The sequence below is a fragment of the Aquabacter sediminis genome, assembly GCF_028863665.1.
Taxonomy (GTDB): Bacteria; Pseudomonadota; Alphaproteobacteria; order Rhizobiales; family Xanthobacteraceae; genus L1I39.
Map to the genome: position 1 here is coordinate 233,612 of NZ_JARBFX010000008.1, position 23,154 is coordinate 256,765.

The following is a 23,154-nucleotide window of genomic DNA, read 5'->3' on the forward strand; positions in this document are numbered from 1 at the left end:
GGCGCATGAGCCGCGCTCCGGCGCCCCCGGTCAAGAGGAAGGTCGCGCCATGGGTCCTCGCACGGTAGAATCGTCACGACTTCCGCAGGGCAAGTGTTGACATCTCCCCTCGGAAAGAATTGGAAAGCGGGTCACGGATGCGGGGGCGCATCCCAGGAGCGATGCGGGCGCGCCTTCGCGGGTGCCCGGTCCGATCGAGGTCGAAATGAGCACAGATCTGTGTGAGATCGAAGGCGCCCGCATCTTCGTCGCCGGCCATCGCGGCATGGTGGGCTCGGCTCTGGTGCGCCGTCTCGCCCGCGAGAAGGTGGAGGTGCTGACCGCCCCCCGGTCCGAGCTGGACCTCGCCTCCCGCGCCGATGTCACCGCCTATATGAAGCGGGAGCGGCCGGACTTCGTCTTCATGGCGGCGGCCAAGGTGGGCGGCATCTATGCCAATGACGCCTTCCCGGTGGATTTCCTGCGCGAGAATCTTGAAGTCGAGATCGCCACCGTCAGCGCCGCCCACGAGGCGGGCGTGCGCAAGCTGGTGTTTCTGGGCTCGTCCTGCGTCTATCCCAAGCTCGCCCCCCAGCCCATCCATGAGGACAGCCTGCTGACGGGGCCGCTGGAACCCACCAATGAGTGGTACGCCATCGCCAAGATCGCCGGCATCAAGCTGGCCCAGGCCTTCCGCCGCCAGTATGGCGCGGACTATGTGAGCGTGATGCCCACCAACCTGTATGGCCCGGGCGACAATTACCATCCCGAGCATTCCCACGTGCCCGCCGCCCTCATCCGCCGCATGCACGAGGCCAAGCTTGCGGGGGCGCCGAGCGTGACGGTGTGGGGCACCGGCACGCCCCGGCGCGAGTTCCTCTACGTGGACGACCTGGCGGATGCCTGCCTGCATGTGCTGCGCACCTATTCGGATGCCGAGCCGCTCAATGTGGGCTGTGGGCGGGACATGACCATCGCCGACTTCGCCCGCGAGATCGCGGCGGTGACCGGCTATCGCGGCGAGATCGTCTTCGACACCGCCAAGCCCGACGGCACGCCGCGCAAGCTGCTCGATGTCTCCCGCCTGACCGCGTTGGGCTGGACCGCCCAAACCCCGCTCAAGGACGGCCTTGTGGCCGCCTATGCGGACTTCCAGGCCCGCTTCCACCCCGCCCGCGACCTGTGCGCCTGACGGCGGGCGCAAGCCGGGCGGCAAGGCCGCCCGGTGTTCGGGTCAGAACTTTTCGTTCATCACCTTCCGGTCATTGAAGGGCAGGTCGAGGGTGCGCGGCGAGGACGAGGTGGTGACGTTCATGGTGCCGAGCTCTACGTCCAAACGGACGCCGCCCCGTCCAGCGCGTCCGCCACGCGCCGCGCCTATTGCAGCATCCGCTCGAAATTGATGACGAACAGCTTGGGGTCGGGCCGGCGGGTATAGTCCAGGTTCCGGATCGCCACCGAGGTGTCGTAGCCCTGCGGATCGGTGACGATCCACTGCTTGAGCTGGTAGTCCTTGGCATCGAACAGGAGGAGCAGCTTGTAGGTGCCGAGCATGGGCACCTTCTCCTCCATCACCACCGTCACATAGAGATTGTCCTGGTAGACGCCCACCACGTGCGGATCGCGCGCCAGGTCGATGGTCTGCGCCAGCAGGAAGCGCAGGGGGGTCTGCGACAACGGAGTGATGTCCTGCGTGTTCAGCCGGCGGTCGCGCACCGCCACCGACTGGCCGTTGGAGATCAGCTCCAGGGTGGCGGGGGAATCATATTCGAACCGCACCCGGCCGGGCTTCTGCATGTAGAAGTCGCCGGTCTTGCGCGAGCCGTCCGGGTCCACCTGCACGAAATTGCCGGAGAGCACCTGCACGCCGTTCCAGTAATTGCTCACCTTGTCGATGATGACATCCGGCGCCCGGTCCTGGTCGCCCTGCACGGGTGCGACCGCGCGCGGCTGGAAGGGCGCGCCGGGCTTGCCGGCGCCGTTCACCCGGGCCGAGGCCGCATTGGAGGCGGAAGCGGTGGGGGCGATCTGGGTCGGCGCGGAGGCCGCCGGAGCGGCGGCCACCTGCGCGGGCGCCTCGTTGGCGCTGGCCGGGCGAGGCACCGGGAGGGGCGGAGGGGCGGCGGCGACGCTGGGCGGCGGCGGATTGGCGGACGCCGGATTCACCGCCTGGGCATTGGGCGGCGCCACCGGAGCGGCGGGCGCCGCCGGAGTGGTGGACAGCAGCGGCAAGGCGGTCTGCGGCGCGAACATCTGGTACTGGGTGGGCTGGGCGGCACCGGGAATGGAGCCCGCCGGCCGCAGCACCTCGCCCGGCGGCAGGAGCACGCCCTGCGCCCGCGCGGACCCGGCGCCGGGCACCAGCAGCGCGCACAGGAAAGGGAGGACGAGAGGACGGACGAAACGGCGCATCGTCTCGGCCACCCGGCGGGGGCCAAGAACAGCGGGGACCGGGGCGTGCGGGTGCGGCTGCGTCAACTTCACGTCCCTTTCCTAAACCGCCCTCATGGCGAAGCTGTGGCCCTGCGTCAGGTGTGCGCGCCTATTCGGCGGCCTCGTCCGACAGCAGGATCTCCCGCTTGCCCGCATGGTTGGGAGCCCCCACAACGCCTTCCTTCTCCATGCGTTCCACCAGCGAGGCGGCCCGGTTGTAGCCGATCTGGAGCCGGCGCTGGATATACGAGGTGGAGCACTTCTTGTCGCGCAGCACCACGGCCACCGCCTGGGAATAAAGGTCCAGCCCCTCCTCCCCGAAGCCGCCCTTGTCGAACACGGCGCCGTCCTCGTCCTCGTCGCCATCCGGGTCGGCGGTCACCGCATCCACATAAGAGGGCGCGCCCTGGGCGCGGAGATGGCGGACCACGTCCTCCACCTCTTCGTCGGAGACGAACGGCCCGTGCACGCGATTGATGCGCCCGCCCCCGGCCATGTAGAGCATGTCGCCCTGGCCGAGCAGCTGCTCGGCGCCCATCTCGCCGAGAATGGTGCGGCTGTCGATCTTGGAGGTCACCTGGAAGGAAATCCGGGTGGGGAAATTGGCCTTGATGGTGCCGGTGATGACATCCACCGAGGGGCGCTGGGTGGCCATCACCAGGTGGATGCCGGCGGCGCGGGCCATCTGGGCGAGGCGCTGGATGGCGCCCTCGATCTCCTTGCCGGCCACCAGCATGAGGTCCGCCATCTCGTCGACGATCACGACGATATAGGGCAGCGGCCCCAGCTCCATCTCCTCGCGCTCATAGATGGCTTCGCCGGTCTCGTGGTCGAAGCCGGTCTGGACCGTGCGGGCGATGCTCTCGCCGCGCTTCTCCGCATCGGCGACGCGGGCATTGAAGCCGTCGATGTTGCGCACGCCAAGCTTCGACATCTTCTTGTAGCGGTCCTCCATCTCCCGCACCGCCCAGCGCAGGGCCACCACCGCCTTCTTGGGGTCGGTGACCACGGGGGCGAGCAGATGGGGGATGCCGTCATAGGCCGACAGCTCCAGCATCTTGGGGTCCACCATGATGAGGCGGCACTGCTCCGGCTTCAGCCGATAGAGCAGCGACAGGATCATGGTGTTGATGGCCACCGACTTGCCCGAGCCGGTGGTGCCGGCCACCAGCAGATGGGGCATGCGGGCGAGGTCGGCGATCACCGGCTCACCGCCAATGGTCTTGCCGAGCGCGATCGCGAGCTTATGGCCGCTGTCGGAGAAGTCCTTGGTGGCGAGCAGTTCGCGCAGCAGCACCTTCTCGCGCTTGGCATTGGGCAGTTCGATGCCGATGGCGTTGCGGCCCGGCACCACGGCCACGCGGGCGGAGATGGCGCTCATGGAGCGGGCAATGTCGTCGGCAAGCCCGATGACGCGGGACGACTTGATGCCCGGCGCCGGCTCCAGCTCGTAGAGGGTCACCACCGGGCCGGGGCGCACCTGCACGATCTCGCCGCGCACGCCGAAATCCTCCAGCGTGCCCTCCAGAAGACGCGCCGTCTCCTGCAGCGCCTCCGGGCTCATGGCCGGGCCCTTGGAGGGGGGCGGGGCGGTGAGGAGCTTGAGGTCCGGCATCTGGTAGAAGCCGGGGCGGCGCGGCACGGGCGGCGCCTCGCGCCGCGCCGGGGCGGTCTTGCGGGCGGCGGGCGCGGCCGGGGCCTCATCCTCGTCGTCATGGACATCGCGCGCGAGCGGCGCTCCCCGGTCAGGGCCACCGCCAAGGCGCGGCTCCACCCGCCCGCCGGTCTCCCTGGCGCGGGTCTCGGAGGCGAACACCTCGCGGGCAAAGCCGCCCAGCGCGGCGACGCGCGGCGCCTTGCGGCGGGCGAAGAGGCGGGCGCGCAGGGAGAGCAGCGTATGGGTGAAGGCGCCGAGCGAGATGGCCCGCTGGTCCGGCGGCTCGCCGTCATCCTCTTCGCCCACGGACGGGTCGTCGGCCTCGCGCGGCGTGCAGCGGCCGCAGGCGAGATAAAGCCCCATGAGGGCTGCCGAACCACCGGCCACCCCCACCAGGAACATGTCGAACAAAGAGGGGAGGCCGCCGCGCACGACGCCCAGCAGGCGCGGAAACAGGTCGCCCAACGCCCCGCCCATGCCGCTGGGAATGGGCCAGGTGCCGAGGCGCGGCAGGATGCCCAGAACCGCGCAGGCCCCAAGCACGCCCAAGGTCAGCGCGCCGAGGCGCAGCTTCTCGCCCGGCAGCGGCCGATGGGTGAGGAGCCGCCAGCCCCAGAAGGCGAGCGGCAGCAGCAGCGCGAGGCAAGCCAGGCCCAGAAGCTGCATCAGCAGGTCGGCGATGATGGCGCCGGGCCGGCCCAGCGCATTGGCGATATGCCCCGCCGAGGCGTTGGACAGGCTCGGGTCGGTGGCGGTCCAGGTGACCAGGGAGGCAAGCGCGAACAGCGCGCCCGACAGCAGGAAGAAGCCGGTGATCTGGCTGCTGCGTCGCCTCACCGCCCGCCGCACCCCCTCGGGGATGACGTCAAACAGCCCGAGCCCGGCGGAGCGCAGGGCGGGATTGGCAGAGGGGCGGCGGCGGGCCATGGGCATCGGCGCTCGGTCTCCTTCAGCTCAGGCCGGCGACGAGGCGCTTGAGCACCTCCTCGCAGGTGGGCAGGTCCTGGACCAAGGCGACGCGCAGATAGGCGTCGCCCGGATTGATGCCGTCGGCATCCCGGCGGGCCAGATAGCCGCCCGGCACGGTGCGCAGGCCCTGCTCGCGCCACAGGCGCAGCGCGGCCTCTTCGCCGCCGCCCACCGCCGACACGTCGAGCCACAGGAAGAAGCCGCCCTCCGGGCGCTCATAGCCGAACCGGCCCTGGAGCAGGCCGTCGGCCAGGTCGAACTTGGCCTTGTAGAGGGCGCGGGAGGCCTCCACATGGGCCTCGTCCTCCAGTGCCGCGATGCCCACCATCTGCAAGGGCTCGGGCACCTGGGGCGCGGCCACCCAGCGGAAGGCCAGATACTCTTTCAGGAAATCCGCATCGCCGGCGCAGAAGCCGCAGCGCAGCCCCGGCAAGGACGAGCGCTTGGACAGCGAATTGAACGCCACCGCGCCGGTAAAGTCGCCGTCGCAGGCTTCAAGGATGCCGGCGGGCGCCTTTTCGCTGAGATAGACTTCGGAATAGCACTCGTCGGCGAAGAGATAGGCGCCATGGGCGCGGGTGAGCGCCAGCAGGCGCTTGAGATAATCGCGCGAGGCCACCGCCCCCTGGGGATTGGCGGGGGAAGCCAGGAACACGGCCACCGTGCGGGCGAGAAGCTCCGGGGCGAGGGCATCGAGATCGGGCAGCCAGCCGCTGTCCCGGGTGGTGGGCATCACCACCGCCTCGCAGCCGGCCAGCTCGGCGCCGGCCGCATAGGCGGCATAGAAGGGATTGGGCAGCAGCATGACCGGCCGGCCGGGGCGCTCGGCGACGCGGCGCTTGGCCACCACCGCCGCGTTCACCAGCCCCTCGCGGGAGCCGTTCAGGACCAGGACTTCCTTGTCCGCATCCACCGGGCGGCCGATGTCGTAGCGCCGGTCAAGCCAGGCGGCGGCCGCCTTGCGGAAGGCGGGCAGGCCCTCGGCGCGGGGATAGCGGCCAAAGCCGGCAAGGGACGCATCCAGCACCGGCTGCACGAAGCCCGGCATGGCATGCTGCGGCTCGCCCACGGCGGCCGAGAGCGGCGCACGGCCGGGGGCAATGTCCGCCAGGAGGTCGGCGAGCCGGACGAAGGGGGAGCGGCGATCCTCCACGGGAGGCGCTGAGGGGGCGGAATGGGGCATCGGCACGGGGTTCGCGAAAGTTAAGGTAAACCATGCGCGATTTGGGTTAAGAGGCGCCTAACCGCAACTGTTCTGTTTGCCCTCCCTTGCCCGCCGCCCGCCACAGTGCCCCGCGCGCTCCGGCGCCATCCCTCCCTGCCCGTCACAGCGGGGGCGGAGGGCGCCGGAACATGTCCACCACGCTCCAGGGGGCGCGCGGCCCGAAGAAGGCCTGCAGGTTCCGCGCGGAGAGGTCCGCAAGGGCGGCGCTGCGCGCAAACAACGCCTGCTCATAGACCGCAAGCGCGGCCTCCCGGTCACCGTGATGGCGCAGAAGGGCCTTGGCCAGTTCGGCGCCGTCGAGAAGCGCCAGATTGGCCCCCTCCCCCGCGAAGGGCGACATGAGGTGGGCCGCATCGCCCACCAAAGTGAGGCCGGGCACGCGTGCCCATCGGTGCCCGACCGGCAGCGCATGGATCGGGCGCAGCACCGGGGCACAGGCGCTCTCCATCATCATGGCGGTCAGGTGCGGCGCCCACCCCTCGAAATGTCCCGCCATCTCCGCAAGGTCAGCGCGGGCGTCCGCGAGATCGACCGCCCGAATGGCCTCCTCGGGCAGGGCGAGAGCGGCATAGCCGTTGGCCGATCCGTCCGCATTCCCATGCATCAGAATGCCTCGCCCCGGGGATACCGCCATCAGCGTGCCCCGGCCGATGGCATTGAGGGACGCCTGATGGCGCGGCTCCTCGGCGGACAGCGCGATCTCGACGAAGCTGAGGCCCGTGTAAGCCGGCCGCGCGCCCGAAAGCGCGGGCCGCACCCTCGACCAGGCGCCGTCGGCCCCGACCACCAGATCGGCCCGGAGCGTGCTGCCATCGGCAAAGCGCACCTGATGCCGGTCCCCGTCCCTTTCAACGGCGGTCGCCTTGCGGCCCCAGGCAATCATGCCCTGCGGAAGGGAACGGATCAGGAGGTCGCGCAGCGCGCCCCGCTCCACTTCCGGAGGACCGGAGACGGGGTCGCTGGCCCGCTCGAACAGGAGGGTGCCCTGCGTGTCCACCACGCGCTTGGCATCTTCCCCCGGCCGCACCAGAGACAGGAAGGGCTCAAACAGACCCGCATCCCGCAGGGCGGCCTGCCCGGTGTCCTTGTGGATGTCCAGCAGCCCGCCCTGGCTGCGCGCGGACGCGGCCGGCTCGGCTTCATAAACGGTGGCGTAGATGCCGTTCACATGCAGCACGCGCGCCAGAATGAGGCCGCCGAGACCGGCACCGATGATGGAAATGGAAGGGGAATCGCCCATGCCAACGCTCCGGGTCTCCCGCCGACGTCCATGGACGCTGACGGGCGCCTGCGACCGAACCGGTCGTCAGGCTGTTGCTTCGGAAGACGCTGGCCGCACCCTGCTGACGGCAGAGCGGACGTGTATGCGACGGCCGGGGAGAAGGTTTGATCTGCTCAGGCCGTCGTTTTTCGCGATGGTTATGATCTAGACCCAGGCTGCGGCCTACGCAAGCCGACCGGGGCGGCGCAAGGCCGATCCCCTCACCCGAGGAGGCGTTGGGGCTAACGGGCGCCGGTGCCCGCCAGGATGTCCTTGGCGGTGGCGCTGTCGCGGTCCATCTGGGCGATCAGGGCGTCGATGCTTTCGAACTTCATTTCCGGGCGGATATAGCCCACCAGCGCCACGTCCAGCTCCTGGCTGTAGAGATCGCCGGCAAAGTCGAACAGGTGCACTTCGAGCAGCGGCGCGCCGTCATCGAAGGTGGGGCGCCGGCCGTAGCTCGCCACCCCGTCCACCGAGCGATCCCCCAGCCTCACGCGCACCGCATAGATGCCGAAGGCCAGTTCTGTGCCCGCAGGCAGCGCGAGGTTGGCGGTGGGATAGCCCAGCGTGCGCCCCCGCTTGTCGCCATGGATGACGGGCGCCGCGATGCTCCAGGGCCGGCCCAGCATATGCGCCGCATGACCCACCTGTCCCGCCGCAAGGGCCGCGCGCACGGCGCTGGACGAGATGGGGTCGCCCTCGTCGCGCATGGGATCCACCACCGCCACCGCGAAGCCATGGGCGGCGCCGGCCTCTTTCAGGAAGTCCGGCGAGCCGCCCCGGCCGCGCCCGAAATGAAAGTCGAAGCCCACCACCACGCCGGAGACCTGGAAATGGCCCACCAGGATCTCGTCCACGAAGGCATCGGCGGAGAGCGCCGCCAGGCCCGCATCGAAGGGCAGCACGATGGCGCCGTCGGCGCCCGTCGATGCGAGGCAGGCGATCTTCTGCTCGGGCGGGGTGAGGCGGAACAGGGTCTTGGCGGGCTGGAAGAAGCTGCGCGGATGGGGCTCGAAGGTCAGCGCCGCCGCGGGCCGGCCGAGCCGGGCCGCCATGTCCCGCGCCACGCCGATCACCGCCTGGTGGCCGCGATGGACGCCGTCGAAATTGCCGATGGCCACCACCGGCCGCTGCAGCTGCGCCGGCACGGGGGCAAGGCCGTGCACCACGGCGAAGGTCGGATCGGCGGAAAGGGAGCGTGTCATCGGCGACCGGACAGAAGGGACGGCAAGGAAAAAATGGCCCGGGGGCGCATGACTCCGGACGGGCAAAGGGTTGGACCAGCGCCGCCCCACCGTCAAGCCGGGGCGGGCACGGACCATCCTACCAGGCCAGGCGAGGCATCACACCGCGCGGATGGGCATGGCCGGTGAAGAGGTTGGCCAACGCCTCCACATTGGGTTCGGCGCCGCCCTCGGCGCCCAGTTCCGCCGCATGGATGCCGGAGGCGATGAACAGGCTGTCGAAGCCCGCCGCGGTGGCGCCCATGATGTCGGTGCGCAGGGCATCGCCGATGCACAGTACCTTCGGCTCCGCCGGCAGCGGGCCCGGCAAAGCAGCGGCGCGGGCGAGCGCGGTGTCGTAGATGGGCTTGTGCGGCTTGCCGCAATAGACGGTGTGGCCGCCCAGCTGGTCATAGAGCTGGGCGATGGCGCCGGCGCAATAGATCAGCTTGTCGCCGCGCTCCACCACGATGTCGGGATTGGCGCAGATGAAGGGCACATGGCGCGCCTTCAGGGCGGTGAGCGAGGCGCGATAATCCTCCGCCGTCTCCACCTCGTCATCGAACAGGCCGGTGCACACGATCAGGTCTGCCTCGTCCGGGCCGGAGAGCTGAAGGTCGAGGCCGTCGAAGGTGGGCAGGTCGCGGGAGGGGCCGATATGATACATGCGCGCGCCGGGATGGCCGGAGAGCACCTCCTGCGTCACGTCGCCGGAGGTCACCACCCCATCATAGGCCGAGCGGGGCACGCCCAATTTGTCCAGCATGGTGATGATGAAGGCGTTGGGCCGGGGCGCGTTGGAGACCAGCACCACCTTGGCGCCGCCGTCACGGGCGCGGGTGAGGGCCTCGCCCGCCGCCGCATACGCGGCCAAGCCGTTGTGCAGCACGCCCCACACGTCGCACAGGATCAGATCGTAGTCCGCAGCCAGTTCCGAAAGACCGGACACCGGCCGGGGTGCCACGAGCCTGCTCTCCATGTTCATGTCGCTTTGCTCCTCGCCGGGCCGCCTTGGACCGATCGGTGCCCCGACGTGCCACGGTCCGCCGCCGATCACAAGGGGCATGCTGCATCGCAAACGCTCGGGGCCACCGCCCGCCCCATCCGAAAACCTTTTGGCCGCAACGCCCTCATCCCTTCATTTCCCCTGCCCCACCCGCCTATAAGGGCGCCGTGACAGCGGGGGCATGGCACGCGATCTGACACCGGGACCGCGCAGGGGCGAGCGGGCTCGTCTTCGAAGTGGACACCCAATGAGGCAAACAGCCATCCTCCCCGGCAGGTTCCAGACCCGCCTCGCAGCCGCCTTCGCAACCGCAGCCCTCTTCGCCGTGCCCGCCGGGGCGCAGCCTCTCAACCTGCCGCCGGTGCTGCGCGATGCCCGCTATTGCGAGATCCTGCCCATCCAGCGCGACGGGCTGACCTTCATCGCCTCCGTCTACAACACACTGGGGCGGGACGATTGCCCGGCCGACAAGTGGAAGGCGCTGACAGAGGCGGACGTGAAGCGCCGGTTCGACGCCTTCACGGCCGTGCTGAACGGGCCGCGCTATTTCCTCATGGACAAGATCATCGCCAGCGGCGCCACCAAGGCGGGCGAGAGCGTGGATTTGGGGGGCATCGGCTTCGTCAAGCGGGCGGAGGTGAAGCTCTCCCTCTGGGACCTGCGCAACCCGCCTTATGCGGAGCACGAGGTGCACCGGGACACCACCTTCGTGTTCGAGGCCGGAAAGCCCACGTTCCAGCTCACCGCACCGGGCGGGGCGGTCTATGTCATGCAGTCCTATTCCAGGATGAAGGAGCCGGGCCTGACCTACGCGGCCCTGCCCGATCTCGGCAAGCGCCTGGAGCTCCCCAAGGGCTGGACCTACGCCACCGTGGTGCTCACAGCAGACCTGGCCCTGGGCGCCGACGGCGTCGCCGTGGTGGTCCAGGACGACCTCGGCAACACCTACCAGCGGGTGGCGCAAGGGAAATAGAGCGGCGAGGTCTTCAACTTCGGGAGGCTGAGGGTGACTCGTGGGCGGCCGGTGCGCGCGATCTGGAAATGGGCGAGGTCAAGCTCGCCTCATCCGCATCGCAGTTGCGCGCGCCTTTGCGGCCGATCACGGAAATCCGAGCTTGTCCCGCGAAATTGCCGCCATGTAGCCCAGCCCTTCCGCCGTGGGATGAGTGGGATCACCGAAGAGGCGCCGATTATTGACCACCAAGGGGTCCCCGAGTGTGGGGTCGGTCGTCCAGTCGATCACGGAAACCCCCCACAGATTAGCCTTGGCTCTAACAATGTCATTCCAAAGGTGCCATTGGCGACCGAGGGTCTCTGGATGATTATTGAATTGTCCGCGCGGCAGCACGGTGCCGACGATTATCTTGTTCCAGTCACGCTCCTCCTCCCTCACCACCTCAAGGTAGCGCTCCATCTTCTCCTGCATGTCCGTGGCCTGCATTCCGCGGACCAGATCGTTCGTCCCCACGTTCAAGATCAATGCATTCATGGAGAATGAGGGATTGTAGATATGCTTCCACTTCGGGATATGATTGATTTGCGTCTCCAGACCACCGCCTCCGACCGCGACGTTGAAGAAAGCAGCATTACGCGCAACCTGGAGGCGCAACTGTTCCGGCCATGACAAGTAGTAAGTGCCGTACGCACCGTTCGTTATGCTATCTCCATCAAAAACCACATTATCCCGCAATTGAGGGGTACCTTCGAAATGGTAGTAGAGACTGGCGAAGACGGCATCTATTTCATCCTGATCCAAGGCTCGATCGTAGATCAGGACCGCACCTAGACTGCCGCTCGCCCTTGGCAAGTCGTGTCCGCCCGCGAAGGCATGGAAAGCTCCCGCGATCAAGCCCCCCCCAAACGTCTGGTCCGGCAAGGCTTCGCCTTTTGGACTGGCATCACCTCCCCAGCGGCGAAACGAAACGCAATCCGGCCCGAGCCGCGCCGCATAAGCAGAGGGCTCAAGTGAGGGGCGCGAGCCGGAATAGATCAGGCTTTTCGACCCAGGCGAATAAAGCGCCAGCCCGCCCGCCGACGCACTTCTTGTAAGACAGAAGCCCAGCGAACCTTTTCCCCTCGAGGATGAGAATTCCACCAAGGGGCAAGGCCGCCATCCGTGCGCCAGCTTTGCATAGACAATCACGGTGACGTTGCGAGAGGAAACCGACAATTCGGACGGCAAAGTCAAAAACTGCGCCGGCTGAAGATGCGGCTTAACATTCACCGTTAATCCGCTGTCAAACATCACGCCCCGCCGCATTCCTATGGTCGGGATGGGGGGCAACACCGGCCGGTTGTCGCCTGAAGACAGGGCATGAAACGCGTTGCCGCTCTGATCAAACCAAGCTGACACACGGTTATGCGCGCGCCCGTTCGCATCCGCCGCCGCGACATCGATCTCCTTGCCATGAAAAGCAATGGCTTCCGCGGGCCGGCCATCATCGCGCTCGATGGCCAGGGCCGGCCCTGCATATCCGGCGCGCAGCTTGATCGTTCCAAAGGCGGCCACGCACCCCGCTGCCACGTCGAACGGCAGGGATGGCTGCGCCAATCCGGTCGCCCGGTCAGGCAACCAGATGGCCGGATAGGTCACGCGCGCCGCGCGCCAGCAACGCCCCTGCGCGATCCAGATGTCTCCCTCGGCATAGCCTTGCGACTCATCGTCCGTCGCCCGCGGGCACCGCTCATTCAAGGCTTCTGAGATGTTGTGGCCAAAGGGTTGGTAGTCCGCTGAAACGATGCTGCGACTGGCGTTCATCATTCTGCTTCACCGCCCCCACGCGGCTTCCGAGGACATGCTTTCGCCCCTGCCACGGGTCAGCGCGCAGGCATGTGCAATTGTACCTTACCTGACCCACGAATGAACAGTTATGTCAGCGCTTGGCCGCGAGGATCATACTTGTCGAAGAACCGGATCCCGTTTTGTTGAGGCAGGCAATGGCAGGCCGGTTTGCGGCAACCGGGAAGCCCAACGGCGTCGTCCCCAGGGAAAATGGTGGGCCTTCGGACGTCTGCGCGACCCATCCGCGGGGCGGGCGCCGCCCTCACCCCCGCGCGCTCACCCCCGGCAAAGCCTGGGCGAGGGTGCGGAAGGCGTCGCCGCGGACTTCGAAGTTGGGGAACTGGTCGAAGCTGGCGCAGGCGGGGGAGAGCAGGACCACCGCCGGGTCGAGGCCCTCGGCCTCGGCATCGCGCGCCGCGCGGGCCACCGCCTCCTCAAGGGTGACGGCGATCTCGTGCGGCACCCGTCCCTCCAGGGTGCGCGAAAAATCCTCCGCCGCCTCGCCGATGAGATAGGCCCGCTTCACCGGCCCGAGGAAAGGCACGAGCGGTGCGATGCCGCCGGACTTGGGCTTGCCGCCGGCAATCCAATAGATATTGGAAAAGGAGGTCAGCGCCCGCTCGGCGGCATCCGCATTGGTGGCCTTGCTGTCATTGACGAACAGCACATGGCCCTTGCGGCCCACCTCTTCCATGCGGTGGGCGAGGCCCGGAAAGCGGCGCATGCCGATGGCGATCACTTCCGGCGCCAGCCCGATGGCACGGGCGGCGGCGAAGGCGGCGGCGGCATTCTGGGCATTGTGGGCGCCGCGCAGGGAGGAGATGCCGGCAAGGTCCAGGCGGAAGCGCTCCACCCCCTGTTCGCTCAGCACGATGGCGGAGCCGTCCCGCCACACCCCGTCGGCCAGGGGCCGCTGCACCGAGATCCGCACCACATGGGTGCCCGCCCGCTCGGCCCGTTCAGCCATGGCGGCCGAAAAATCGTCATCCACGCCCACCACCGCCGTGCCGCCGGTGGGGATGCCTTCCAGCAGGCCCTCCTTCACCGCCGCATAGGCCTCGATCGTGCCGTGGCGGTCCAGATGGTCGGGGGTAAGGTTGAGATGCACGCCCACGGAGGGGTCGAGGGTGGGGGCAAGGTCGATCTGGTAGGAGGAGCATTCCACCACATGCACCCGGCCGGAGCGGGGCGGCTCCAGAGAGAGGATGGCTGTGCCGATATTGCCGCCGATCTGCACATCCCGCCCGCCGGTGGCCAGCAGATGAGAAATCAGCGCCGTGGTGGTGGACTTGCCATTGGTGCCGGTGATGGCGACGAAGGGGGAGTGGCGGGCGCGCGCCCGCCGCTCGCGGCAGAAGAGCTCGATGTCGCCGATGACCTCCACCCCCGCCGCGCGGGCAAGCTCCACGCTCCAGTGTGGCTTGGGATGGGTGAGCGGCACGCCGGGGGAGAGGATCAGCGCGGCAAGCTGGGTGAAATCCAGCTGCCGGAGATCCACCACATTCAGGCCCGCCGCCTTGGCCTTGGCGCGGCCGGCCTCGCCATCGTCATAGACAATCACCTGCGCGCCGCCCGCCACCAGGGCCTGCGCGGTCACAAGACCGGACCCGCCCAGGCCGAACACGGCGACAGGACGATCCTTGAAACTGGCAACGGGAATCATCGAACGGACCCGGACTGGAACCGGCAGCCCCCTGCCGGCAAAGCAGCCCAGCACTAGAACGGGTCGCGGCCGAAGGGAAGCACCGGCGTAAGGGCGCAGCAGGGCATTTCCACGCATGGGCTCCCGGCCCGGTACCGTGCCGCAACGTCACGTCGACAGCGCCTCAGCAGTCCGCTCCGGCGTCCGGCGCGCAATAGAGGTTGTAGAGCGTCTCCATCACCGCCCGCACCTCCCGCCCGGCAAGGCGGTAATGCAGCGTCTGGCCTTCGCGCCGGCTGGCGACGATGCCAGCCGCCTTCATCTTGGCCAGGTGCTGCGACAGGGCGGAGGGGCTCAGGCCCACGTCCGCCGCCAGATCGCCAGCGGTGCGCTCTCCTTCCACCAGCTGGCACAGGACCAGCAGGCGCTTGGGATGGGCCATGGAGGACAGGAGGGCGGCCGCCGCATCGGAGTTGCGGACGAGCTCCTTCGGGAGGGGGCCGGCGTGCGGCGCGGGGAGGTTCAGGGCTGTTGACATTTTAGAGTTTCATGAAATACTAAAATCATTAGATCACAGGAGGCGGACATGAGCAATGTGGGTGGATTGGATCGGACGGTTCGGGCGGTTTTGGGGCTGCTGCTCCTGGCCTCCCCGCTGCTGGTGGGCGGCGTGTGGACCTATATTCTCCCCCTCATCGGCGTGGTTCTGCTCGGCACCGCCTCCATGCGCTTCTGCCCGGCCTACCGGCTGCTGGGCATCTCCACCTGCCCGATCAACACCCGGGCGGACAGCCACTGAATGGCCGGCCCCGCGCCGACGCGGTTCAAGACCGGCCAAATCTCGCGCCCCCGGTGGGGCCGACAAGGTGAAATGACGTGACGACCCTTCCTGCAACACACTTCACGCCGCTCCTCTCGGGGCTGGGCGGGCTGCTCATCGGCGCCTCCGTGGTGCTGCTGATGGCCCTCAATGGCAAGATCGCCGGCATCAGCGGCATTGCCGGGCGGCTGGTCAATCCCGGTGCCCGTGGCCCCATGGGAGAGCAGCTTCTGTTCGTGGCCGGCCTGGTGGGCGGTGCGGCGGTGATCGCGCTCCTTGCCGGCGGCGTGCCGCAGCACCTGCCGCCCAGCCTCGGCCTGCTGGCGGCGGCCGGGCTGCTGGTGGGCTTCGGCGCCACGCTGGGCCAGGGCTGCACCTCGGGCCATGGGGTGTGCGGCCTGGCCCGCCTTTCCGTGCGCTCGCTCACGGCCACCCTCGTCTTCATGGGGGTCGCCATCCTCGTCACCTTCCTGATGCGCCATGTGGGAGGTTTGTCATGATCGGCCTCGGTTCCCTTCTCGCCGGCCTCCTGTTCGGCGCCGGCCTTGCCCTCTCCGGCATGCTGGACCCGGCCAAGGTGCTGAACTTCCTGGATATGGCCGGCCAGTTCGATCCCTCCCTCGCCGTCACCATGGCGGCGGCGGTCACCGTCGCCTTCCTCGGCTTCCAGGTGCTGCGGGGCTGGTCGCGGCCGGTCTTTGCCGGTGCCTTCTCCTGGCCCACGGCCACGGACATCACCCCCCGCCTGGTCATCGGCGCGGCGCTGTTCGGCCTGGGCTGGGGGCTGGCCGGCATCTGCCCGGGACCGGCCATCGCCTCGCTGGCGCTTCTGAACCCGGCGATCCTGGCCTTCCTTGTCCCCATGTTCGCCGGCATGGCCCTCGCCCATCTGGCGGTCGCCCGCTGGCCGCGCATCACCGGTGCGGCACCGGCAGGCCGGTGAGAAACCCGTCCCCCGCCCGCCGGTTCAGGCCGGCGCGGCGGGGCTCAGCACCGGCGTCACCGTCACCTGCGCGCCCGGAATGAGGGCCTGCACCTCGCCCGCCACTTGGTCCGTCACCCCCTGCACGTCATCCATGCGGCGCTCCGGCGCAAATCCCAGAACCACGTCCACGCAAGGCATGTTGCCCGACAGGCGCGAGCGCACCGAAACCAGCGCATCGTAGCGGTCGAAATGGCGCACCAGGGCGCGGTTGATGAGGTGCTGCTGCTTTTCCTCCAGCGTCCGGTCCAGCAGCGAGGGCAGCGACTGCCGGGCCATGCTCACCGCCAATTGCACCATGACCAGGGCCACGAAGCCCGATCCCGCCACCTCCGCCACCAGCGCCACGGTGCCGCCAGGAAAGCTGGCATTCACGGTGAGCGCCACCAGCACGATGGCCGAGGAGATGAGCTTGGCGAGCCGGGTGCGCACCTGCCCCATCATGATCACGGAGCGCCCGTCGCCCCCCGCCCGCCACAGGGCGCGGAAGACATAGGCGTTCTGCAGGGCATTCAGCGCCCCCACCGCCACCGCGAACACAAGCCCGGCCTCCACCTGCTCGGGCGGATGCCACCAGCGATAGGCCGCCCCCGCGCCCACCCACAGGCCCGCAAGGCCCATGCCGAGGGCCACGGAGAGATTGGCGAACTGCTCGACCTTGCCGGCCCCATAGTCGAAATCGTGCATGCGGCCGCGATGGATGCGCCGGAGCACCCCCAGCAGCACCAGTTCCAGCACCACCAGCAGGAAGGCGCGCACGGCCTCCGCCAGCATCATCAGCGAATTGGCGAAGACAGCCGTGGTGAACTGGCCGGCGATGAGGACGAGGTCGCTGAGTGCCGCCAAAAGCATGGAGCGCTCGCGCTGGAGGGCGAGCGCGTCGGGCACCACGGGCGGTTCTGGCGCGGCATGCGTCAATGGCCCCTCCCCTCGCCCCCCATACGGGGCGCGGGACAAGGCTAGTTCACGCCGCGCGGGAAAGGCAATGGCGCCGGGCGCCCGGCACCCGCGCGGCGGTCCGTGGGGTTTTCAGCGCAGCTTGAGCGTGGCCAGGCCGAGCAAGGCGAGCACCACGGCGATGATCCAGAAGCGGATCACCACCTGGGATTCGGTCCAGCCCAGCTGCTCGAAATGATGGTGGATGGGCGCCATCTTGAAGACGCGCTTGCCGGTGAGGCGGAAGGAGACCACCTGCACGATCACAGAGACCGCCTCCAGCACGAACAGGCCGCCGATCACCGCCAGCACGATCTCGTGCTTCACCGCCACCGCCACCGTGCCGATGAGGCCGCCCAGCGCCAGCGAGCCCGTGTCGCCCATGAAGATCTGGGCGGGCGGGGCGTTGAACCAGAGGAAACCGAGGCCGGCGCCGATCATGGCGCCGCAGATCACCGCCAGCTCGCCCACCCCCGCCACGTAATGGATCTGGAGATAGTCCGCGAACAGCACGTTGCCGGCGAGATAGGAGATCATGCCGAAGGAGCCGGCGGCGATCATCACCGGCACGATGGCAAGGCCGTCGAGCCCGTCGGTGAGGTTCACCGCATTGCCCGCCGCCACGATCACAAAGGCGCCGAACAGGACGAAGAACCAGCCCAGATTGAGCAGGAGGTCCTTGAAGAAGGGAAAGGCAAGGGAAGAGGACAGGCCCGGCTTGCCCACGCTCACCATGATGACCACCGCGAGCCCCGCAATCACCGCCTCGGCGGCAAGGCGCGCCTTGCCGGAGAAGCCCGCATGGGTCTGCTTGGTGACCTTGAGATAGTCGTCATAGAAGCCGATGAGGCCGAAGCCCACCGTCACGCCCAGCACCGTCCAGACATAGATGTTGGACAGGTTCGCCCACAGCAGCACCGCCACCAGCAGGCCGGACAGGATCATCAGCCCGCCCATGGTGGGCGTGCCTTTCTTGAGCAGGTGGGACTGGGGGCCGTCCGCGCGGATGGGCTGGCCCTTGCCCTGCTTCACCCGCAGCACCGAAATGATGCCCGGCCCGAACAGGAACACGAACAGCAGCGCCGTGACGATCGCCCCGCCGGTCCGGAAGGTGATGTAGCGGAAGACGTTCATCCCCGGGAAGATGTCGTGCAGCTGCGCAAGCCATTGAAGCATGGTCTATCCTTCGATCAGGGCTTCGCCGGGAGCACGGAAGCGCTCGACGAGCGCCTTCACCAGCGGTCCCATGCGGCTGCCGTTCGACCCCTTCACCATCACCGTGTCGCCCGGCCGCAGGCTGGCGGCCACCAGGGAGGTGAGCGTGTCCGATGCGGGGGCATAGCCGCCGCGGCGGTCGCCGGGCAAGGCATACCAGAGCTCGTGCATCAGCGGCCCACAGCAGAAGACGAGGTCGATGCCCGCCGCCTTGAGCGGCTCGGCCAGCTCCCGGTGATGGCGCGGGCCGTCGGCCCCCATCTCCAGCATGTCGCCGAGCACCGCGATGCGCCGGCCCCGCGGCCCCACGGGGGAGCGGCTGAGCACGTCGATGGCGGCGCGCATGGAGGCGGGATTGGCGTTGTAGCTCTCATCCAGCAGCACCGCGGTGCCGCCGGGCACCGTCAGTTGCACGGGCACGCCGCGCCCGGGCGGCGGACGGAGCGCCGCGAGCGCCAGCGCGGAAAGCGCCAAGTCCGCGCCCAGGAGCTTCACGGCGGCCAGCACGGCGAGCACGTTCTGCACCACGTGGCGGCCGGGCATGCCCACTTTCAGCGTCACCCGCGAGCCCATCACATCCGCCACCACCACCGAGCAATGGGCCTGGAGGGACACGTCGATGAGGTGGCAATCGGCGGCGGGGTCGGCGCCGAAGGTGACGATGTTGTCCACGCCCTTGGCCTTGGCGAAGTCGGTCAGGAGGCGGAACTGGGAATTGTCCATGTTGAGAACGGCTGTGCCACCGGCCTCCAGCCCGTCGAAGATCTCGGCCTTGGCGGCGGCGATCTCCTCGATGCCGGAGAACTGGGCGATGTGCACCGCTTCCACCGTGGTGATGATGGCCACCTGCGGCCGCACCAGGCGCACCAGCGGGGTGATCTCGCCGGGATGGTTCATGCCGATCTCGAACACGCCATAGCGCGCCGAACGCGGCATGCGGGCCAGCGAGAGGGGGACGCCCCAATGGTTGTTGTAGGAGGCAGCGGAAGCATGGGTGAGGCCGTTGGCGGCCAGCGCCAGGCGCAGCGCCTCCTTGGAGGTGGTCTTGCCCACCGATCCGGTCACCGCGACGATGCCGGCCTTGGAGCGCGCCCGCGCGGCGCGGCCGGTCTCAACCAGCGCGCCCAGCACATCGTCCACCACGAGAAGGTTGGCATCGGGCGGGAAGGCGTCGGCGCGGTCACGGGCCACCACGGCCACCGCCGCGCCGTTGGAGAAGGCGCGGTCCACATAGGCATGGCCGTCGGAATTCTCGCCGGTAATGGCGAAGAAGGCATCCCCCGGCGCCAGCGTGCGCGTGTCGATGGAAATGCCGTGCACGGGCTCGGGCGCGCCCCGCACGGTGCCGCCGGTGGCGCCGGCCAGTTCCTCGATCCCATATAGCGGTTCGCTCATGCGCACGCTCCCTTGGCGCCCCGGGTCGCCCCTCGGCTGCCATGACCTGAAGGCCTGCCGGACGGGCGCACCGCGCCGGCCCCGGCATGCCGGTTCCTAGAAATGCTGCAGCGCAGCGCGAACAGCCTCGCCATCGCTGAAGGGCAGCGTCCGGTCGCCCATGATTTGGCCGGTTTCGTGGCCTTTTCCCGCAACCACCAGGACATCCCCGCTTTGCAGCTCTCCCACCGCCACGGAAATCGCTTCGGCGCGGTCGCCGATCTCGCGGGCGCCGGGGGCGGCGGCGAGGATCTCGGCGCGAATCGCGGCCGGCACCTCCGAGCGGGGATTGTCGTCGGTGACGATGACCCGGTCCGCCTTCTCCACCGCGATCCGCCCCATGAGGGGGCGCTTGCCCGCGTCGCGGTCGCCGCCGCAGCCGAACACCACCACCAGTCGCCCGCGCACGGCGGGGCGCAGCGTGTCGAGCACGGCGGCCAGTGCCTCGGGCTTGTGGGCATAGTCCACGAACACCACCCGGTCGGGGTCCTCCCCCACCCGCTCCAGTCGGCCGGGCACGCCGGGCAAGGTGGCCAGCGCCGCCAGCACGGCATCCCGCTCCGCCCCGCAGGCCTCGGCGAGGCCGGCGGCCAGGAGCGCATTGTCGGCCTGGAAGCGGCCCATCAGCGGCAGATGAACGGGCGGCGCCCCGCCAATCTCGATCCGCTGGCCGAGCCCGTCCGCCCCGATCGACCGCACGTCCATGTCGCCCCCCGGCCCGATGGCGAGCGTCGGAAGGCCGCGGGTGCGGGCAAAGGCGAGCGTCGTCGCCCCATAGGGCGCCTCGGTCAGCGCCACGGCGGGGGCGCCCTCCGGCAAAAGCTCGGTGAAGAGGCGAAGCTTGGCCCGGTAATAGGCCTCCACGGTGGGATGGTAGTCGAGATGATCGCGGCCCAGATTGGTGAAGCCGCCGGCCGCAAGGCGCACCCCATCCATGCGCCGCTGGTCGAGCCCGTGGGAGGAGGCCTCCAGCGCCATGTGGGTCACGCCCTCGCCTGCGAGGCGGTCCAGCATCTCGTGCAGGCCCACGGGATCGGGCGAGGTGAGCCCGCCATAGGTGGTCTCGCGGGCGGTGACGAGGCCGAGCGTGCCCAGATAAGCCGCCTGGTGGCCGAGGCTGGCCCAGATGTGACGCAGGAAATAGGCGACCGAGGTCTTGCCGGCTGTGCCGGTCACGGCCGCGATCACCTTGGGCTGGCGGGCATGGAAGCGGGCGGCGGCCCGTGCCAGGGAGAGGCGCACGTCCAGCGAGAAGGCCAGGGCCACGCCCTCGGGCAAAGCGGGAGGTGGAGCAACCGGCTCCATCAGCACGGCGACCGCGCCCTTCTTTACCGCATCGGCGATGAAGCGGGCGCCGTCCGCATGGGTGCCGGGCACCGCCACGAACAGGGCGCCGGGGGTGACCTTGCGGCTGTCGGCGGTGAGGCCGGACACGGCAAGCCCCTGCGGCCCCGCCATCAGGCGGGCATGTCCGGCCAGGAGATCGCCGAGGGGCTTCGAGCTCATGGTCTGCGCATCGTCTCCATCAGGCGGGGCGGGCCTGCCCCACATCCCGCGCCGGCCGGCACCGATCGCCGGCCGCGCTCACTGGCGCTCGGCCACCTTCTGGGTGCCCTGCGCGGTCTTCAGCATCTGGTCGGCCGTCGGCAGGTTCTGGCGCGGCATCACGTTCAGCATGGGGGCGATGCGCTCCACGATCTTGCCGGCGGTGGGCGCCGCGTTCCAGCCGGAGGTGGCATAGCCATGGGTGTCGGGCGTCGGCTGGGGCTCATCCAGCATCACCAGCACCAGATATTGCGGATGATCCATGGGGAAGACGGCGGTGAAGGAGGTCAGGAGCTTGGTCTTGGAGTAGCGGCCATTGACCACCTTCTCGGCGGTGCCGGTCTTTGCCCCCACCAGGTAGCCGGGCACGTCCGCCTTCTTGCCAGAGCCTTTCTCCACGTTCAGCCGCAGGAGAAAGCGCATCTTGTCGGAGGTTTCCGGCTTCAGCACGCGGGTGGCAAGCTTTTGCGCCTCCTCGGGCGTGCGCTTCATGAAGGTCGGCGGGATCAGGAGGCCGCCATTCACCATGGAATTGACCGCCATGACCGCCTGAAGCGGCGCGACCGCGATGCCGTGGCCGAAGGCGATGGTGGCCGAGTTCAGCTCGCCCCAGCGCTTGGGCACGATGGGTTCGGCGCTCTCGGGGAGCTCCGTGCGCAACCGGTCCATCTGCCCCATCTTGCGCAGGAACGCCTTGTGCGCCTCCACGCCCAGCGACAGCACCATCTTGGCGGTGCCCACGTTCGAGGAAAAGATGAAGATCTCGGGCACCGACAGCACACGATTTTCCGCGTGGAAGTCATGGATGGCGAAGCGGCCGAAGGACAGCGCGCCACGCGCGTCGAAGGACGAGTTCAGGGTGATCTTGCCGGAATCCAGCGCCATGGCGAAGGACAGCGACTTGAAGGTGGAGCCCATCTCGAACACGCCCGTGGTCAGGCGGTTGAGGAAGGCGTCGTCCTTGGGGTTGCCGCCCACATTGGGATCGAAGTCCGGCAGCGAGACCATGGAGACGATCTCGCCCGTATTCACGTCGGTGACCAAGCCCATGGCCGCCTTGGCCTTGAACTTCTCGCGGGCGCGGGACAGCTCGTCGCGCACCGCATGCTGGACGCGCATATCGACGGAGAGCTGCACCGGCTCCTGCTGCCGGTCGGTGGCGAGGCCCGCGAGATGCAGCTCGGCAAGCCCCCGGCCGTCGACATATTTCTCGATGCCGGCAATGCCCTGATTGTCCACGTTCACATTGCCGATGACGTGGGAGAGGGTCGGGCCGTCCGGATAGATGCGCCGGTTTTCCTTCACGAAGCCGATGCCCGGCAGGCCAAGGCGGAAGATGGCGCGCTGCTGGGCCGGCGTGATCTCGCGCTTCAGCCAGGCGAAGCCCTTGCCGGAATTCAGCCGGGCGCGGGCCTCAGCCACGTCGAGGTCGGGTAGCACCTTCAGCAGGCCTTCCAGCGCCTCGTCGGGATCGATGAGGCGGCGCGGCTCCGCGAACAAGGAGGGCGACTTCACATCGATGGCGATGATGTCGCCATTGCGGTCAATGATGTCGGGCCGCGCCGAGGCCACCGCCTCATAGCGCCCGCCGCGCGATCCGTTGGGATCGGCGAAGGCGCCCATGAGCGTCAGGCGGCCGGCAATGGCCAGGAACACCAGGGAGAAGGCGAGCACCAGCAGCTTCAGCCGGGCGCGGGTGACGGTCTCCGCATCCACCCGGTCAAGGCCCAGCAAGGCGCGGTAGAGGCCCACGGAGAAGGAGATGGAGAAGCGGAATGTGCCCACCACGAGGCGCACCATCCCCATGCCCGTGCCGTAGATGAGCCCGGCGACGCGCCGGCACAGGCCCAGGAACAGGTTCACGAAGAACATGACGAAGGCCACCGCCAGCTGGCGGAAGAAGTCGAGCACCGCCCGGCCGGCGCGGGCGGCAAGGCCCGGCGCCTGCGGCGCGGCGGCCGCGTGCTGGACGGATGCGGCGCCTTCCAGCCCCCCGGCGCGCTGGGGCGACAGCATCCCGCCTCGCTCTCCGGCCACGACAG

Annotated in this window: 19 protein-coding genes; 5 read left to right on the forward strand and 14 right to left on the reverse strand. The window is 68.9% G+C overall.

From position 1 onward, the window contains the following. Positions 1–205 precede the first annotated feature (205 nt). Positions 206–1,171 carry a GDP-L-fucose synthase family protein gene (locus tag PV781_RS17505; RefSeq protein WP_274776920.1) on the forward strand — a complete coding sequence of 322 codons (966 nt, stop codon included), beginning with the start codon at positions 206–208 and terminating at the stop codon, positions 1,169–1,171. Between the two features lie 185 nt (positions 1,172–1,356). Here PV781_RS17505 and PV781_RS17510 read toward each other — a convergent pair whose 3' ends face one another. The 6 genes from PV781_RS17510 to PV781_RS17535 all read right to left on the reverse strand — a co-directional run bounded on the left by PV781_RS17510 (position 1,357) and on the right by PV781_RS17535 (position 9,735). Beyond that, positions 1,357–2,463: an outer-membrane lipoprotein carrier protein LolA gene (locus PV781_RS17510; RefSeq protein WP_274776921.1), complete on the reverse strand. Its 1,107-nt coding sequence runs from the start codon at positions 2,461–2,463 to the stop codon at positions 1,357–1,359. A 58-nt stretch (positions 2,464–2,521) separates the two neighbouring features. Beyond that, positions 2,522–5,002 carry a DNA translocase FtsK gene (locus PV781_RS17515; RefSeq protein WP_425532414.1) on the reverse strand — a complete coding sequence of 827 codons (2,481 nt, stop codon included), beginning with the start codon at positions 5,000–5,002 and terminating at the stop codon, positions 2,522–2,524. 16 nt (positions 5,003–5,018) lie between these two features. Further along, complete coding sequence (locus PV781_RS17520; RefSeq protein WP_274776922.1) at positions 5,019–6,221, reverse strand: aminotransferase class I/II-fold pyridoxal phosphate-dependent enzyme; 1,203 nt, start codon at positions 6,219–6,221, stop codon at positions 5,019–5,021. A gap of 142 nt (positions 6,222–6,363) precedes the next feature. Further along, positions 6,364–7,503, reverse strand: a complete 1,140-nt coding sequence (locus PV781_RS17525; RefSeq protein ID WP_274776923.1) for an FAD-dependent oxidoreductase — start codon at positions 7,501–7,503, stop codon at positions 6,364–6,366. Positions 7,504–7,766: 263 nt separating this feature from the next. After that, positions 7,767–8,732 carry a bifunctional riboflavin kinase/FAD synthetase gene (locus PV781_RS17530; RefSeq protein WP_274776924.1) on the reverse strand — a complete coding sequence of 322 codons (966 nt, stop codon included), beginning with the start codon at positions 8,730–8,732 and terminating at the stop codon, positions 7,767–7,769. Positions 8,733–8,850: 118 nt separating this feature from the next. Further along, positions 8,851–9,735 (reverse strand): TIGR01459 family HAD-type hydrolase, encoded by an 885-nt coding sequence (locus PV781_RS17535; RefSeq protein ID WP_274776925.1) that lies wholly within the window; start codon positions 9,733–9,735, stop codon positions 8,851–8,853. Between the two features lie 268 nt (positions 9,736–10,003). Between PV781_RS17535 and PV781_RS17540 the strand changes: the two genes are divergently transcribed. After that, positions 10,004–10,729 carry a hypothetical protein gene (locus tag PV781_RS17540; protein ID WP_274776926.1) on the forward strand — a complete coding sequence of 242 codons (726 nt, stop codon included), beginning with the start codon at positions 10,004–10,006 and terminating at the stop codon, positions 10,727–10,729. A 126-nt stretch (positions 10,730–10,855) separates the two neighbouring features. Here the strand turns inward: PV781_RS17540 and PV781_RS17545 are convergent, their stop codons facing one another. The 3 genes from PV781_RS17545 to PV781_RS17555 form a co-directional block, all read right to left on the reverse strand. After that, positions 10,856–12,517: an SGNH/GDSL hydrolase family protein gene (locus PV781_RS17545; protein ID WP_274776927.1), complete on the reverse strand. Its 1,662-nt coding sequence runs from the start codon at positions 12,515–12,517 to the stop codon at positions 10,856–10,858. Between the two features lie 283 nt (positions 12,518–12,800). Continuing rightward, positions 12,801–14,201, reverse strand: coding sequence for a UDP-N-acetylmuramoyl-L-alanine--D-glutamate ligase (murD, locus tag PV781_RS17550; RefSeq protein WP_274776928.1), 1,401 nt, complete (start codon positions 14,199–14,201; stop codon positions 12,801–12,803). A 163-nt stretch (positions 14,202–14,364) separates the two neighbouring features. Then, positions 14,365–14,718: an ArsR/SmtB family transcription factor gene (locus PV781_RS17555; protein ID WP_274776929.1), complete on the reverse strand. Its 354-nt coding sequence runs from the start codon at positions 14,716–14,718 to the stop codon at positions 14,365–14,367. A gap of 48 nt (positions 14,719–14,766) precedes the next feature. Here PV781_RS17555 and PV781_RS17560 point away from each other — a divergent pair, with 48 nt between their 5' ends. The 3 genes from PV781_RS17560 to PV781_RS17570 all read left to right on the forward strand — a co-directional run bounded on the left by PV781_RS17560 (position 14,767) and on the right by PV781_RS17570 (position 15,943). Beyond that, the gene (locus PV781_RS17560) at positions 14,767–14,979 is read left to right on the forward strand and encodes a YgaP family membrane protein (protein WP_274776930.1); all 213 of its coding nucleotides are present in this window, start codon (positions 14,767–14,769) and stop codon (positions 14,977–14,979) included. Between the two features lie 77 nt (positions 14,980–15,056). After that, positions 15,057–15,500, forward strand: a complete 444-nt coding sequence (locus PV781_RS17565) for a YeeE/YedE family protein (protein ID WP_274776931.1) — start codon at positions 15,057–15,059, stop codon at positions 15,498–15,500. Then, positions 15,497–15,943 (forward strand): DUF6691 family protein, encoded by a 447-nt coding sequence (locus tag PV781_RS17570; RefSeq protein WP_274776932.1) that lies wholly within the window; start codon positions 15,497–15,499, stop codon positions 15,941–15,943. Before PV781_RS17565 ends, PV781_RS17570 begins: the two co-directional genes overlap by 4 nt. A 24-nt stretch (positions 15,944–15,967) precedes the next feature. Here the strand turns inward: PV781_RS17570 and PV781_RS17575 are convergent, their stop codons facing one another. The 5 genes from PV781_RS17575 to PV781_RS17595 all read right to left on the reverse strand — a co-directional run bounded on the left by PV781_RS17575 (position 15,968) and on the right by PV781_RS17595 (position 22,912). Further along, positions 15,968–16,900, reverse strand: coding sequence for a cation diffusion facilitator family transporter (locus PV781_RS17575; protein WP_274776933.1), 933 nt, complete (start codon positions 16,898–16,900; stop codon positions 15,968–15,970). 111 nt (positions 16,901–17,011) lie between these two features. Further along, entirely contained in the window at positions 17,012–18,094 is a 1,083-nt protein-coding gene (gene mraY, locus PV781_RS17580; RefSeq protein WP_274776934.1) for a phospho-N-acetylmuramoyl-pentapeptide-transferase, read from the reverse strand. A 3-nt stretch (positions 18,095–18,097) separates the two neighbouring features. Continuing rightward, positions 18,098–19,528, reverse strand: coding sequence for a UDP-N-acetylmuramoylalanyl-D-glutamyl-2,6-diaminopimelate--D-alanyl-D-alanine ligase (locus PV781_RS17585; RefSeq protein WP_274776935.1), 1,431 nt, complete (start codon positions 19,526–19,528; stop codon positions 18,098–18,100). A 96-nt stretch (positions 19,529–19,624) separates the two neighbouring features. After that, complete coding sequence (locus PV781_RS17590) at positions 19,625–21,073, reverse strand: UDP-N-acetylmuramoyl-L-alanyl-D-glutamate--2,6-diaminopimelate ligase (RefSeq protein WP_425532415.1); 1,449 nt, start codon at positions 21,071–21,073, stop codon at positions 19,625–19,627. Positions 21,074–21,151: 78 nt separating this feature from the next. Beyond that, a complete protein-coding gene (locus tag PV781_RS17595) occupies positions 21,152–22,912 on the reverse strand; it encodes a peptidoglycan D,D-transpeptidase FtsI family protein (protein ID WP_425532417.1) in 1,761 nt (586 codons plus the stop codon). Positions 22,913–23,154: the final 242 nt, after the last annotated feature.